Origin of the sequence: Nocardia cyriacigeorgica GUH-2 (assembly GCF_000284035.1) — a bacterium.
Taxonomy (GTDB): Bacteria; Actinomycetota; Actinomycetes; order Mycobacteriales; family Mycobacteriaceae; genus Nocardia; species Nocardia cyriacigeorgica_B.
In genome coordinates, this window is the sequence record NC_016887.1 from 4,205,862 (window position 1) to 4,220,254 (window position 14,393).

Below are 14,393 nucleotides of genomic sequence, written 5' to 3' on the forward strand. Positions count from 1 at the left end.
CGCCTGTCCCGTCCCTTCGACTCCTCACTCGCTTCCCGAACGAAAGTTGCAGTCATCGTGCGTACTTCGAACACACCGGGCCGACGCCTGGCACGCACCCTGTCCCGGACCGCACTGCTGGTCGCCGCCGCCACCGGCGTGGCCTTCACCGCGGCCTGCGGTGGTACCGGGGCCGAGGCCACCGGCGGCAAGTCGGTCACCGTCTACTCCGCCGACGGCATGGCCAATTGGTACGGCAAGCGGTTCGCCGAGTTCACCGAACAGACCGGCATCGCGGTGAATCTGGTCGAGGCCGGCTCCGGCGAGGTGGTCAACCGCGTCGATATGGAGCAGAACAACCCGCAGGCCGATGTGCTGGTGACGCTGCCGCCGTTCATCCAGAAGGCCAAGAGTGCGGGCCTGCTCGCCGACAGCGGCATCGACACCAGCGCGGTGCCGGACGCCGACAAGGACCCCGACGGCCAGTACGTCACCCTCGCCGAGAACTACCTGTGCTTCATCGCCAACCCCTCGGTCGATACCTCGGGCCTGACCTGGGACGGCCTGCTGAAGCCGGAGTTCAAGGGCAAGCTCCAGTATTCGACGCCCGGCCAGGCCGGTGACGGCACCGCCGTGCTGATCCTGTTGCAGCAGTTGCTCGGCAAGCAGGGCGCGCTCGACTACCTGGCGAAGTTGCAGGCCAACAACGTCGGGCCGTCGTCGTCGACCGGCAAACTCCAGGCCAAGGTCGACAAGGCCGAGCTGCTCATCGCCAACGGCGATATCCAGATGAACCTGGCCACCATCGCCGACAAGGGTTCGAAGTTCTCCATCTTCTTCCCCGCCACCGCCGACGGAAAGCGCTCCACGGTCGCCGTCCCCTATGTCATGGGGCTCTCCAAGACCGCACCGCACCAGGCCGAGGCCAAGCAGCTGATGGAGTTCCTGCTGTCCGCACCGGCACAGCAGACCTTGGCGGCGGAGGCGTTCGCCGTGCCCGCACGTGCCGAATTGCGGGATGCGCCAACCGGTACCGAACCCTCGCCGAGCAGCCTGCTGGCCGGCGTCGAGGTGGTCCCGGTCGATTGGAACACGGTGCTGACCGAGCTGGACAGCGATATCGCCGCCTACCAGCGGGCCACCGGCAGCTGACAGCCGCCGACGAGGACAGGAGCCGAGCATGCCCACCGGTGACGCGCTCACGACCACAACCACCACGAAGGCCGGCGCCAGTGCAGGCGAACCCGCGATCGTGTTCGACCGGGTGGGCGTCAGTTACGGCCGCGGCCGCACCGCGACCGTCGCCCTGACCGATTTCTCGCTGCGGGTGGCGGCGGGCGAGACCGTCGCGCTGCTCGGGCCGAGCGGCTCCGGCAAGTCGACCGCGCTCAAGGCGCTGGCCGGATTCGTCCGGCCGACCTCGGGCACGGTGCGGCTGGCCGGGCGCGAGGTCACCGGATTGTCGCCGGCCAAGCGCGGGATCGGTGTGGTGGTGCAGTCCTACGCGCTGTTCCCGCATATGACGGTGCACGGCAATGTGGCCTTCGGCTTGAAGGCGCATCGGGTTCCGCGCCGGGAGATCGACGCCCGCGTGGCCGAAGCCCTGGAGATGGTCGGCATGGCCGGCTATGCGAAACGGCTGCCGCGCGAGCTGTCGGGTGGTCAGCAGCAGCGGGTGGCCATCGCCCGGGCGCTGGCCATCCGGCCGCCGGTGCTGCTGCTGGACGAACCGCTGGCCGCGCTCGACGCGCAACTGCGGCAATCCATGCTCGGTGAGCTGCAACAGCTTCGGCAGGCGCTACCGGACACGGCGATGCTGTATGTCACCCATGATCAGACCGAGGCGCTGGCGCTGGCCGACCGCATCGCGGTGATGCGCGATGCGCGGCTGGTCGATATCGACACCGCGGCCAACCTGTGGCAGCGCCCGCCGTCGGACTTCACCGCCGCATTCCTCGGCGGCGCCAACCTGCTGCCGTGCACCGTCAACCGGGTATCCGGCGGCAGCGCGCTGGTCACCGCGGGCACGGCGACCCTGCGCGCGCAGGCGCCGGAACCCGGCGTCGGTCGACCGGCCTGGGGCCCGGATTCGGCCGCGCTGCTGTGCATTCGGCCGCATACCGTGCGCATTGCCGCGACCTCCGAGCGTGACGCGCGGCGCGCGACCGTGCTCAGCGCGGTCTGGCGCGGCGCGTCGACCCGGGTGAAGTTGACCGTCGACGGGCTGCCGGGCGAGCTCACCGCCGATGTCGCCGGGCATCTGGAGACCGAAGCCGGCGCCGTCGTCGGTGTCGTGCTGCCCGACCCGGCCGGCGTCCTCATCCCGCCGCCCCTGGACAGCGGGAGCCGGTCATGACGACATCGTCGAATCCAGCACCGCCACCCGAACTTCCGATCCGCACCCTGGGAGCGACGGGCAGTGCACCGTGGACCCGACCGGACTCACCTGAGGTCTGGGAATCGGGTGCGGAGAACTCGAACGGCCTGGCGACGCCGGATACCGTCGCCGGTTCGCCGGACGTGTCACAACGCCCGCTGTTTTCGGCGCTGGGAACGAGGCGAGCCCGATGAGCACCCCGGTCCTCGATCCTCCGGCCGCCGTGCCCGCTCCGGCTCCGTCGTCGCGGCCGAACCTGCGGCCGATTCTCTGGGGCCTGCCGCCGATGCTGGTGGTACTGGTCATCGCGGTCTACCCGATCCTGCGGGTGCTGACCGAATCGACGGTCACCCCGTACGGTCGCGGCACCGAAACCTGGTCGCAGGTCCTCGCTTCCGCGGCGTTCCGGGACGCGTTGTGGCGCACGGTATCCATCGCGGTCTGCTCGACGGCGGGGTGCCTGGTGGTCGGCACCTTCCTGGCGATCGTGCTGGCGTTCGTCCCGTTCCCCGGCGCGAACGTGGTGGGCCGGCTGATCGACACGGTGCTGACCCTGCCGTCGTTCCTGATCACGCTCGCGTTCACCTTCCTGTACGGCACGGCGGGCGCGGTCAACGCGCTCATCGCCCGCATCACCGGCCGTGACGGACCGGCACTGGACTTCCTGACCACACCGACCGGGGTGATCCTGGCCGAGATCACCTTCTTCACCCCGTTCGTGGTGCGGCCGCTGCTGGCCGCCTTCGCCCAACTACCCCGTGAGCAACTCGATGTCGCCGCGAGCCTGGGCGCGAGCCCGTGGCGGGTACTTCGTCAAGTGGTGTTGCCCGAGGCCTGGCCCGCGCTCGCGGCGGGTGGCAGCCTGGTCCTGCTGTTGACGCTCAACGAATTCGGCATCGTGCTGTTCACCGGCGCCAAGGGTGTGATCACGCTGCCCGCGCTGATTTACACCCGCGGCATCGTCACCTTCGATCTGCCCGGTGCGGCGGTGCTGGCCACCGTCCAGGTCGCGCTGTCACTGACCTTGTATCTCGGTTACCGGCTGCTGTTCGCCAAGGTCACCGGCCCGTCCCGGAAGGAGCGCTGAGCATGCTGGTGTGGACCGGCCGCGGACGCGCGGTGGTACTCGCGGTATTCGCAGTGGTGGTGCTGGTGGTTTTCGCCGCACCCATCGCCACCGTGGTGGCGGCGGCGTTGGCCGGTAGTTGGACCGGGCCGCTGCCGTCGGATCTGGGTGCCGGCAATCTCGAACGGGCGCTGTCGGGTGAGCAATTGGCCAGCCTGTCGGTGAGTGTGCAGACGGCGATGCTGGCCGGTGCGGTATCGCTGGTGCTCGGCACCTGGGCGGCGCTGGCGGGCCGGGAAGCGCCGCAGTGGTGGCGGCGGCTGACCGACGCGGTGTTCCATCTGCCGGTGGCGGTGCCCTCGGTGGCGATCGGCCTCGGCGTGCTGATCGCGTTCAACGAGCAGCCGCTGCTGCTGGGCGGCACCAAATGGATTGTCATCGTGGCCCACTCGGTGCTGGTGCTGGCGTATGCGTTCAGCGCGGTGTCCGCGGCCCTGGACCGGCTCGACCCGGCGTATCGGCAGGCGGCCGAGTCGCTGGGTGCGGGCCCGGTCCGGGTGCTGTGCCAGGTGACGCTGCCGCTGCTGCTGCCCGCCCTCGGCGCCGCCGCCGGCCTGGCCGTGGCCCTGTCCATGGGCGAGCTGGGCGCCACCATCATGGTGTATCCGGCGACCTGGAAGACGCTGCCGGTCAGCATCTTCGCGCTCACCGACCGCGGCGAGGTCTTCGACGCCGCGGCCGGCACCACCGTGCTCGTGCTGGTCACCCTGGTGGCGCTCATCCTGCTCGGACGCATCAAGGGCCGCGCGGCGCTGCGCTGAACCGATCACAACGGCCGGTGGAGTACGTTCGGAACTCCACCGGCCGATCGTGTGCGAGATCCACTCCGCCGCTGTCGAGAGGGCTGAACGCCGGGGCGCCGCTACTGTTCCGGCAGCCGGCGCCGACCGCCGGTGACCTCGGCGATCAGATCAGTGTAGCCGTCGACCAGTTCGGCCAGGTGATACCAGTGCTTGTGCGTGTTGTCGCTGCGCGCACCGTTGATATCAATGGCTTGATTGGCATTGACCCAGCTGCGCGCCATCCGATCGATCACCGCACCGAGGCTCTCGGTGTGCAGGGCGGCGCCATTGCGATGCTGTGGCACCTCCTGGGTGATCCACTCGTTGATGTCATCGACGAGTTCGGTTCGCCGACAGTCTATTTCGGCCACCAACGCGGTATCTCGCAGTTGGGCGCGGCGCTCGTGCAGTTCGACCAGCGCATGCGCCGAGCGCAGCATTTCGCGGTCCTGGAACCGCCGCCCCTGGAAGGCACACAACAATTGCGGCGCTGTCGGCAGAACCCCCACCGTCGGCGCGCTCATCCCCACACCCCGAACTCACCCGACACCATCACACTTTGTACCAACATGATTGGCTCTCTGTTCGGTTATCCGGATCGGATCGCTTGCTCACAACAAGGCTACGTGGATTTTGCACTTACCGATGCAAGAACACAAGAGTCCAGAACGCAATATTGCGAACTACTTTCTGCGTACCGGACGGTACGTTGATGTGATGTCCCACAGGCACGCCGAAGCAGCCCCCGTGGGGCGGCCCGGCTACACGGTCGAGCCGACCGACAGGGACTGATCAGGGCCCTGAACAGAGCGCGGCGGTCAGAGAGTCAGCGGCGGCGACGGCGGGAATACCACCGGCAGCGAAGTCAGCGCGCGGTGGAACGGCCCAGGCCGCCATACAAGTTCATGCTTGGGGACCGCGAGCGTCAGCTCCGGCAGGACGTCCAGTAGTTGGTCGATGGCGTCCTCGGCGAGCAGATAGGAGAACGGCCGGGCATGCGCGGGGCAGGCATGCGGGCCGGAGCTGAAGGCCAGATTCCAGCCGTTGCCTGCGAACTCACCGGTATTGATGTCCGGGTCGTTATTGCAGGCGGCCATGCTGATGATCACCGGTTGATTGGCCGGCAACCAGACCTTCTCGATCAGAATCGGCTGACGCGGATAGGTGATGCAATAGTTCGCCATGGGCGGGTCGACCGCGAGCATCTCATCGAGCGCGCTCCTGGTCGACAAGGGAAGGCTGTGATCATTGCTGGTGAAGCGGGGATCGCTCAGCATCATCACGAGGGTGTTGGCGATGAGATTCACCGGCGGTTCGACACCCGCCGCGAACAGCAGCACCAACTGATGGACCATTTCCTCGTCCGACAACCCGGCGGGATGCTGGACCAGCCGCGTTGTGACGTCGTCGCCTGGGTGCGCCCGCTTCAGCGCGGTCAGCTCGAGCAAGGCGCCGCCCATCTGGGCGTTGACCGTCTCGGTGTCCACACCGTCGAACATCGCCGCGCTGGCCGCCGCGACCTGCTCACCGATGTCCTGCGGGCAGCCCAGAACCTGGCACAGGATCGAGAAGACCAACGGGAGTGCGTACTGACCCAGCACATCGGCGTTGCCGTCCCGGCAGAACGTGTTGGTGATGGGGATGGCGGACTTCTCCACCATGGTCCGCAGAATGTTCAGGTCGATCCCGGCCAAGGCGTCGTTCATCGCGCCGCGGTAGCGCGCGTGCTCCGCGCCACTGGTGCGAATCGCGTTCGGGCGCCATTCGACCATCGGCAGGATCGGCATGTCGCCGGGCACCGTCTTCTGCCAGGCTCGCGGGTCGGCAGGGAAATGTTCGGGGTCGTTGAGAATACGCACCGCGGTGCGGTATTTGGTCACCAAGGTCGCCGGTACCCCCGGCCACATCTCGATCGGCACCAGCGGTCCGTAGTCCCGGCGCATCTGGCGGTAGGCACCGTGCGGGTCGGCCGCGAAGTTCTCGGTGTAGATCGGGATCCGGGGGCCGATGCCCTCGATCGGCGAAAATGAGTCGGCGCCAGCACCCTGCGTGGGCTGCGTATGCACGTGGTCTCCTTGACATCGATTCCGGGCAGCATAGTACTCGTGGCGAGACCGAGCTAACCTCCTGAGGTAGCTAAGTCGTTCCCCGCCAACAGCTTTCTGTCGGCGAGGTTCGTGTGTCGGCCACACATCGCCGGACTTTGTGTACCGTACTCCGGCCACCCACACCGCGGCACGGTGTTGCCGTCATCGATCGCTGCAGTCGGCCGGCGCCGAACCTGCTTTAACGGCGTCCAGCGCGCCTGGTCCGGTGGACACAGGCGCGCTGGATGCGACGTTGCCGCGAATTCAGCGGCGGACCTCCTCGCAGCGGTGGTCCCACGCGGACACCAGGTCCTGGGCAAGTACCGGCGCACCGAGGATCTCGTCATCGAAGCCGAACGAGTCCAGCAGCGCGGGCGTGTGGGTCGCCAGGTTGTCGATCGCCTGGCCGAGCAGGCGCTGCAGGGCTTTGACACCGTCGAGATCGAGCAGGCCGTGAGTGAGGTACCACGTCGAATGCTCATCGAGGTATTGCAGCGCGAACACATCGCGCACGGCGGCGATCTCGGGATGTTCGGCATGGGTGTCGAGCATGCGCATGGCCTGTTCGGCACAATGCGCGTCGGCGACCGCCAGCGCGTCCGGAATCACCGCCAACCGGTTCTCCAGCCCCGGATTGTTCAGCTGCGGCTGCGCCTCTTGCGCGATCGTGAGCGTGCGTGCGTTGAGCAGGCGGGCGCGGTCCTGCTGGTCGGCGGGATCGTGCAACCGCGGCTCGGCCGGCGGCGAACCGGCCAGCTGCTTGGCCAGCACGCGTCCACCGACGGAACCGAGGACGTGGCAATCGCCCTCACCGGTGATGGCGGCATGGCAGACGCCGAGGTAGTCGGCGACCCGGTTGGCGCTGAACATGCCCTGGGCACCCATCTTGATGCGCGAGTGGGTGACCGTGGCCAGCGCATGTGGCTGGATGAAGTACTTGGCCAGCATCACCGTCACCACGGTGTCGCGATCGGTGAGATCGCTGCCCGCGAGGAAGGTCTTGATCTCGTTGCCGTAGATCGTCCGCGCGACCGTGCCCGCCAGGTCGGTGAGCAAGGTGTCGCGCACGTGCGGGAGGTCGAACATGAGCGGCCGATCGACCGCTGTCATCGGCACTACTCGCTTGCCGGCGTAGCTGAGGGCGATGTAGAGCGCCGAGCGAGCGGTGGCGTTCAGGCAGGACGACAACGCCATCCGGCCGACGGTCAGCTGGCTGATCGCCGAAGGGAAGGCCCGCTTCTGGCTCTTCTCGTCGCGCCAGGTCAGCACACCGTTGTCGTCGATGGTGGCCAGATCATTGCTCAGCCAGGCACTGCGTTCGACGCGCAGATTGTCGAAGCTGATGATCGAGTTGTCCATGATGACCAGCGGCTGATGGTCGAGCTGGGTGATCGATACGCCAGGGGCCGGGTCGCCGTTCGCATCACGCAGTCGCGCGGTGAACAGGTGCACGCCCTGGTCGACACCTGCCCCGTCGATATAGCGCGCGCCGACGACGCATACCCGCGATACCGGGATACCGACGCTGGGCATGAACTTTCGCGCACGCGGGTGCGGGGTATTGATGACGAACCCGTCACCGTCCCAGGTCGCCGTGGTCTCCATGAATCCGATGTTGGAGCCGCACCCGTACTCGGTGAGTAGCATGACTCCGATGCTGGAAGCGTCATCCAGGTCCTGAAGATACGGTGCCGCGGATTCGGCATCGGTCAGCGTGGCCAGACTTCCCGAGGCCAGGTTGTAATGCCCTGAGATCAGCGGGATCAGGTCGGTCGCCAGTACCGCGGACCAGTCGAACACTGCGAACAGGGATGGCAGGTCGGTTGCGATGGCCTTGGAGCTGCCGAGCTTGCCGACCAGGTACCGCAACTGGTCGTAAGCGTTGAGGCGGCGCTGCTCCTGGCTCTGCTGCTCCGTGACCGCGAAGTCCGGGTTGCTCAGAATCTCCTGCAACAGTTGATGAATCTCCGGGTTGCCATGCCGAATAAGCTCGGCCAGCGCTGTGCGTGCCATTGTCCATCCCTTTCGAAACACAATTGAGAAATCGAAACGATCGCGCGGGCTCACATCGATAGATCAATGGACCACAAGCCTCAGGTGATTTCACCGATGAAGGCCGACTACGCTGCCCACCCCCAAGCCGTGCCGGCGCATGAGGTCGTAGTGCGGCGCTTCACAGAAGCCGTTGCACCACAACACCGTCGGGCTACTCCGAACCCGACTATGACACCGCGCGTATTCGCTCCGTCCGGAGGCTCCGGCTCGACGGCCTCGCCCTCCGACTTCGTGATGTGTGTGTTCTGCTCGACCGGTACAACGATCACGGCAACCTGGCGCACCGCTGGTGCTCCAGGGTTGCTATGGCCGGGCTGAGACACGAAACGTATTGTGCCACAAATCCCTCCCCACAAGGGGCGGTCTGCACCGATCTACGCGCACTCGGTTCGGCTACTGAGCAGTAGCCGAGCGGGACCAGCAGGAACGTTCCGGCAACTGCGAGATTCCCTGCAAACCAACGGCTTCGGCGAATCTCACCGATGTTCATCTCCGCGTCACGGAGCCACCTGCCCGGACGCGACGATCGTCAGCCGACGCCGCACCGTCCGAACCGGAGCTTCCCCCACACGAGCGACTGCGATCCGCGCTCACACACTCCGATCACAACTCAACGCCGCTTCGACGGCGATAGCCTCGCCGGTCGCCTCGATCCGCACGCGGTCGCGACCGAAGGCGTGTAGCAGGAGTTCGGCGGGTTCGCCGTGCAGGACGACCTCGTCGGTGCCCGTGCGGGCGGTGAGCGTGCGTCCGTCGGGGGTGCGCAGGACCACGCCGACCGGGCAGTTGCGGTAGGACATGCGGGCGGTGCGGGTGAGTAGTTTCCAGAGCCGGTCCTGGTCGGCGGCGGGGAGCTCGCGCGGGTCCCATTCGTTGCCGGCTCGGCGGACGTCCTCGTGGTGGATGAACATCTCCGACAGGTTCACCAGGGCGTCGACCGGGCGTAGCGGCGACCACCAGGGCGGGCCGGTGCGCACCTGCTCGAGCAAGTCCGCGAACGGGCGCTGAGCGGCCATAGCCTGAACACGGTCGAGGTAGCCGGCGAAGCGGTCGATCAGGATGCCGGGTGCGGCGTCCGGGCGGCGTTCCCGGACCACCAGGTGGGCGGCGAGATCTCGGACGGCCCATTCCCCACACAGGGTCGGCGCCTCGGGGCCGGCGGCGATCATCGCCTCGACCAGGGCCTGTCGTTCGCGGCGAGCCATGCTCATCTGTCGACCCTAACACCGGACGATCGGCCCACCGGGGCCGTCTTTTCGGCCCCTGGAAGGGCGATCGCAGGTGCAGGGCGGCCGATAACAGCGCGGCGAAGATCGCCCGGGAATAGCCCGGTGACCCGTCGCGTTCCCTTGGTTGCCATGTCCACCAACTGAGTGTGGACGAGAGAAGGAGGCATCGTGCAGTTCGGAATCTTCAGCGTCGGGGACGTCACCGTCGACCCCACCACCGGCCGCGCCCCGACCGAGGCCGAGCGGATCAAGGCCATGGTGGCGATCGCGCTGCGGGCCGAGGCGGCCGGGCTCGACATCTTCGCCACCGGTGAGCACCACAATCCGCCCTTCGTCCCGTCCTCGCCGACGACGATGCTCGGCTACGTCGCCGCCCGCACCAGCACGCTCCAGCTGTCCACCGCGACCACCCTGATCACCACCAACGATCCGGTGAAGATCGCCGAGGACTACGCGATGCTGCAACACCTGGCCGACGGCCGGGTGGATCTGATGCTGGGCCGCGGCAACACCGGGCCGGTCTACCCGTGGTTCGGCAAGGACATCCGCGACGGCATCGCGTTGGCGGTGGAGAACTACCACCTGCTGCGTACCCTGTGGCGCGAACCCAAGGTCGACTGGCAGGGCAAGTTCCGCACCCCGCTGCAGGGCTACACCTCGACCCCCGCCCCGCTGGATCAGACCCCGCCGTTCGTCTGGCACGGCTCGATCCGGTCCCCGGAGATCGCCGAGCAGGCCGCCTACTACGGCGACGGCTTCTTCCACAACAACATCTTCTGGAACAAAGAACACACCGCGCAGATGGTCGGGCTGTACCGGCAGCGCTTCGAGCATTACGGGCACGGCGGCGCCGACCAGGCCATCGTCGGGCTGGGCGGTCAGGTGTTCATGGCCGAGACCGAGGCCGCGGCCAAGAAGTTCTTCCGCCCCTACTTCGACAACGCGCCGGTCTACGGGCACGGCCCGTCGCTGGAGGAGTTCACCGAACTGACGCCGCTGACGGTGGGCACCCCGGAACAGGTGATCGAGCGGACGCTCGGCTTCGCCGACAATGTCGGCGACTACCAGCGGCAGCTGTTCCTGCTCGACCACGCCGGGCTGCCGCTCGAGGTGGTGCTCGAACAGATCGACATCCTGGGCCGCGAGGTGGTCCCCACGCTGCGCCGGGAGTTCGAGGCGCGCCGTCCCGCGCACGTGCCCAGCGACCCGCCCACCCACGCGAGCCTGGTGGCCGCCGGTCCGCAGGCGCCGCATCACCTGGTCGAGCCCGCCCGCGCACGCGTGCTCGCCGCCGCGAGTGAGGAGTAACAGCGATGACACGTCGAGTAGTGGTGCTCACGGCGGGGCTGTCGCAGCCGTCGTCGACCCGGCTGCTGGCCGATCAGTTGGCCGATGCCGTGTCGGCGGCGGTGACAGCCCGCGGTGAGGCCGTCGAATTCGAGGTGGTCGAACTGCGTGAGCTGGCCACCGAATTGGCGACGACGACGATCACCGGCGGTCTGCCGACCGCGGCGGTCGCCGACGTCAAGGAGAAGGTGTCGGCCGCCGACGGCGTCATCGCCGTCACGCCGGTCTTCGCCGCGAGCTACAGCGGCCTGTTCAAGATGTTCATCGACCTGCTCGATCCGGAATCGCTGAACGCGATGCCGGTGCTGATCGCGGCCACCGCGGGCACACCGCGGCATTCGCTGGTGCTCGACCACGCGATGCGGCCGCTGTTCACCTACCTGCGGGCCGTGGTGGCGCCCACCGGAATCTTCGCCGCCACCGAGGATTTCGGGTCGGCCGGGCTGGCCGAGCGGGTACGGCGGGCGGCCGCGGAATTCGCGACGCTGGTCGTCGCCGAACAGAACGCTGTCGCCGGATTCGTGCCGGAGCAGCCACGCAGGCAACGCCACTCGGGCAATACGCTCGCCGCGCCGACCCCGTTCGCCCAGTTGCTGGCCGGACATACCGGCAAGCCCGCCAATCCCGGCCATACGCTCGTGGAACCGCCTCCGACGTCGTAGATTCGAGGCAATACGCATCCGGTATCGGCGAAGGGGTTGGCATGGCGGGCAAGCGCACGATCCTCACCGCGGGCCTGCGGCGGCTGTCGGTGCTGCTGTCGGAGATGCGCGAGCAGGCGAATCTCACCAAGGAAGAGGTCAGCGCCAAGACCGGGATCAATGTCACCACGCTGTATCGGATCGAGCGCGCGCAGGCGCGGCCGCAACGGCGCACCCTGCTGACGATGCTCGATCTGTACGGCGTCGACGAGGCGCGTCGCAAGGACGCGCTGGAACTGCTCAGCGACGCCCAGAAGCCCGGCATGTCACGGCCGTACGAGGCCAGCCTCACCGAGGTCTATGCCGCGTATATCAATTTCGAGTCCGTGGCGCTGTCGGCTCGGCACTACCAGACCTCCTATGTGCCCGGCCTACTGCAAACCGAGCAGTACGCGCTGGCGGTGATCGACACGACCATGCCCAAGGTCGACGCCGCGATCATGGAACGCCGGGCCCGCGCCCGGATGGACCGCGCCGCGGTGCTCACCAAGGACGACCCGCTGGAATTGTGGGTGGTGCTGGACGAGGCGGCGATCCGGCGCGTGGTCGGCGGGCCGGAGATCATGCGCGGGCAGCTGCACCGGCTGCTGGAAGAGGTGCTGAAGAAGAACGTGATCTTGCAGATCCTGCCGTTCGACGCCGGCGCACATCCCGGGATGGCCGGGGCGTTCACCCTGCTGGACTTCCACGACCCCGCCGATCCGGAACTGGTGTACGTGGAGGGTATCGCAGGCGATGCGCTCATCGAGGGGCACAACGAGATCCGGCGCTTCGGCGTCATCTTCGATCAGCTGCGCGCCATGGCGTTGAGTCCGCGCGATTCGGCGGCCCTGATCTCCGAGGCGGCCAGTGAGCTGAGTTAGCGGCGGCTGGCCCGGCGGTAGCCGAGGGCCGCGGGTACCGCGAACACCACAATCGCGCCCACCGACCAGGCCAGCGTCGCCAGCAGCGGTTCGCGCACCGGTCCACCCAGCGACAGTCCGCGCATCGCGTTGATGGCATGGCTCATCGGCTGGTACTCCACGATCGGCCGCGCCCAGCCGGGGTAGGCGGCCAATGGCACGAAACCGGTGCTGAAGAACATCATCATCGACGAGCCCAGCGAGATCGCCTCCACCACCGCTGTTCTCGCGCCGAACACCGCGACCGTGGTGACCACCGTGGCGAAGGCGAGCCCGAACACCAGCGGCACCCCCAGCAACGCCACCGCCGCGGCGAAGCCCTGCTCGAACCGGAACCCCAGCACCACACCCACCGTGAACAGCACCACCGTGCAGGTGAGAATCCGCACGCCCTCGGCCACGATCCGCGCCGCGAGCCCGGAGGCCCGGTGCACCGGCAGCACCCAGAACCGGGCCAGCAATCCGGCGTCGCGTTCGCGGCCGAGGGTGATCGCACCGGCCAGCGAACCCGACATCACCGCGACCAGCGCGACCATCGGCACCGAACCGTAGAGCGCGCTGGCACCGGAGAACGCCGTGATCTGGCGTCCGAGCACAGTCTGCAACATCACCAGCAGCAGGGCCGGGAACAGCAGCGACTGCATGAGCGTCAACGGATCACGCCACCAGCGCAGCAGCAGCCGCTTGGTCTGGATCAGCGTTTGCGGCATCACCCGGCGCAGCGTCTCGGTGCTGCCGGTGACCACCGGCAGTTCGTGCACCCGGGTCTGGTCCGGCGCGGTGGTCATCGCCTGCGCACCGATTCCGCGACGGCCAGCGCTCCGAATACCACCATCAGCCCGCACACCCAGGCCAGCGCGGGCCCCATGATCGGCCAGTCCACCGCACCCGCATTGCCCGTGGAATCACCGGCCAGCGCCCGCAGCGCGTCGATGAACCGCGAGATCGGCTGGTAGGTGGCGAATCCCTGGATCCAGGACGGGAATTGTTCGGCCGGTGCGAAACCGGTGGACACCATGCCGAGGATCAGTTGCGGCAACACCAGGAACTGCGTGGTCGCCTCCGGGTTGCGGGTCAGCCGGCCCAGCCAGTCCGCGCCCAGCGCGAACGCCGTCGCGATCAGCAGGGCCAGCACGAGGAAACCGACGGTGTGCCACCAGCTGCCGTAGAACCGGAACCCGATCACCGTGCCGCACACCACCGCCGCGGCCAGCGACACCGCCGTGCGGTACAGCGCCGCGGTCATCCGCGCGGCCAGCGGCACCGTCGCGGCGATCGGCATCGAGCCGAACCGGGCGTCGAGGCCGTCGCGGGCATCGGTGGCCGCCCGCAGTGCGGCCGAGCCCGCGCAGAAGGCCACCGACTGCATCACGATCATCGGCATCAGGAACTGCGCGTAGCTGCTGAGGCCGTGACCATAGAAGCTCATCACCAGATTCAGCGGGACGTAGAAGCCGAGGGTGAACACCGTCGGCGCCAGCACCGCCGTCAGCAACTCGCCATTGCGCCAGGCCGGACGGATCAACCGCCGGCTGAGCACCCACCATTGCCGCACGGCGCCCGGATGCGCCGCCGTCCGGATGCCGGGTGGCGCGCTCACCGGCACGGTCCTTGGCACGACATTCGTTCATCGTCCTCCGGTCGCGCGCTCGCGGCCATCACTTCGGGCGCACGGTGTGGTCCGCGCTCCCGCATGAGGGGGGTCGATGCCCACCCCACGAGGCTGGGAATCCGCGATGATCGATCACGACGCCACCGGGCTGGTGATCGCCGTCAACGGGTAGAAGACACCAGCCAGACGATTACTG

The 14,393-nt window shown here is 67.8% G+C and carries 13 protein-coding genes; 7 read left to right on the forward strand and 6 right to left on the reverse strand.

The features are described from left to right. Positions 1 to 57: 57 nt before the first annotated feature. The 4 genes from NOCYR_RS19045 to NOCYR_RS19060 all read left to right on the forward strand — a co-directional run bounded on the left by NOCYR_RS19045 (position 58) and on the right by NOCYR_RS19060 (position 4,243). Positions 58 to 1,131 (forward strand): 2-aminoethylphosphonate ABC transporter substrate-binding protein, encoded by a 1,074-nt coding sequence (locus tag NOCYR_RS19045; RefSeq protein WP_014352034.1) that lies wholly within the window; start codon positions 58 to 60, stop codon positions 1,129 to 1,131. Between the two features lie 28 nt (positions 1,132 to 1,159). Beyond that, the gene (locus NOCYR_RS19050; RefSeq protein WP_014352035.1) at positions 1,160 to 2,335 is read left to right on the forward strand and encodes an ABC transporter ATP-binding protein; all 1,176 of its coding nucleotides are present in this window, start codon (positions 1,160 to 1,162) and stop codon (positions 2,333 to 2,335) included. Positions 2,336 to 2,546: 211 nt separating this feature from the next. Continuing rightward, positions 2,547 to 3,443 carry a 2-aminoethylphosphonate ABC transporter permease subunit gene (locus NOCYR_RS19055; protein WP_014352036.1) on the forward strand — a complete coding sequence of 299 codons (897 nt, stop codon included), beginning with the start codon at positions 2,547 to 2,549 and terminating at the stop codon, positions 3,441 to 3,443. 2 nt (positions 3,444 to 3,445) lie between these two features. Then, entirely contained in the window at positions 3,446 to 4,243 is a 798-nt protein-coding gene (locus tag NOCYR_RS19060) for an ABC transporter permease (protein ID WP_014352037.1), read from the forward strand. Positions 4,244 to 4,344: 101 nt separating this feature from the next. Here NOCYR_RS19060 and NOCYR_RS19065 read toward each other — a convergent pair whose 3' ends face one another. The 4 genes from NOCYR_RS19065 to NOCYR_RS19080 form a co-directional block, all read right to left on the reverse strand. Further along, complete coding sequence (locus tag NOCYR_RS19065) at positions 4,345 to 4,704, reverse strand: DUF4254 domain-containing protein (protein WP_014352038.1); 360 nt, start codon at positions 4,702 to 4,704, stop codon at positions 4,345 to 4,347. A 378-nt stretch (positions 4,705 to 5,082) separates the two neighbouring features. Beyond that, positions 5,083 to 6,330, reverse strand: a complete 1,248-nt coding sequence (locus NOCYR_RS19070) for a cytochrome P450 (RefSeq protein ID WP_014352039.1) — start codon at positions 6,328 to 6,330, stop codon at positions 5,083 to 5,085. 285 nt (positions 6,331 to 6,615) lie between these two features. Beyond that, complete coding sequence (locus NOCYR_RS19075) at positions 6,616 to 8,364, reverse strand: acyl-CoA dehydrogenase (RefSeq protein WP_014352040.1); 1,749 nt, start codon at positions 8,362 to 8,364, stop codon at positions 6,616 to 6,618. Between the two features lie 632 nt (positions 8,365 to 8,996). Beyond that, the gene (locus NOCYR_RS19080) at positions 8,997 to 9,617 is read right to left on the reverse strand and encodes a TIGR03085 family metal-binding protein (protein ID WP_014352041.1); all 621 of its coding nucleotides are present in this window, start codon (positions 9,615 to 9,617) and stop codon (positions 8,997 to 8,999) included. A 186-nt stretch (positions 9,618 to 9,803) separates the two neighbouring features. On the opposite strand from NOCYR_RS19080, the gene NOCYR_RS19085 reads away from it, so the two are divergent. The 3 genes from NOCYR_RS19085 to NOCYR_RS19095 are packed head-to-tail and all read left to right on the forward strand — an operon-like array spanning position 9,804 to position 12,546. Next, entirely contained in the window at positions 9,804 to 10,943 is a 1,140-nt protein-coding gene (locus NOCYR_RS19085) for an LLM class flavin-dependent oxidoreductase (RefSeq protein ID WP_014352042.1), read from the forward strand. Between the two features lie 5 nt (positions 10,944 to 10,948). Further along, on the forward strand, positions 10,949 to 11,644 hold the full coding sequence (locus tag NOCYR_RS19090; protein WP_048833527.1) for an FMN reductase: 696 nt from the start codon (positions 10,949 to 10,951) through the stop codon (positions 11,642 to 11,644). A 41-nt stretch (positions 11,645 to 11,685) separates the two neighbouring features. Then, positions 11,686 to 12,546: a helix-turn-helix domain-containing protein gene (locus NOCYR_RS19095; protein ID WP_014352044.1), complete on the forward strand. Its 861-nt coding sequence runs from the start codon at positions 11,686 to 11,688 to the stop codon at positions 12,544 to 12,546. Here the strand turns inward: NOCYR_RS19095 and NOCYR_RS19100 are convergent. Together NOCYR_RS19100 and NOCYR_RS19105 are read right to left on the reverse strand one after the other, a co-directional pair. Next, positions 12,543 to 13,373, reverse strand: coding sequence for an ABC transporter permease (locus NOCYR_RS19100; protein ID WP_014352045.1), 831 nt, complete (start codon positions 13,371 to 13,373; stop codon positions 12,543 to 12,545). The two genes, NOCYR_RS19095 and NOCYR_RS19100, sit on opposite strands and share 4 nt — an antisense overlap. Further along, positions 13,370 to 14,185 carry an ABC transporter permease gene (locus tag NOCYR_RS19105; RefSeq protein ID WP_014352046.1) on the reverse strand — a complete coding sequence of 272 codons (816 nt, stop codon included), beginning with the start codon at positions 14,183 to 14,185 and terminating at the stop codon, positions 13,370 to 13,372. The genes NOCYR_RS19100 and NOCYR_RS19105 overlap by 4 nt, the downstream gene beginning before the upstream one ends. Positions 14,186 to 14,393: the final 208 nt, after the last annotated feature.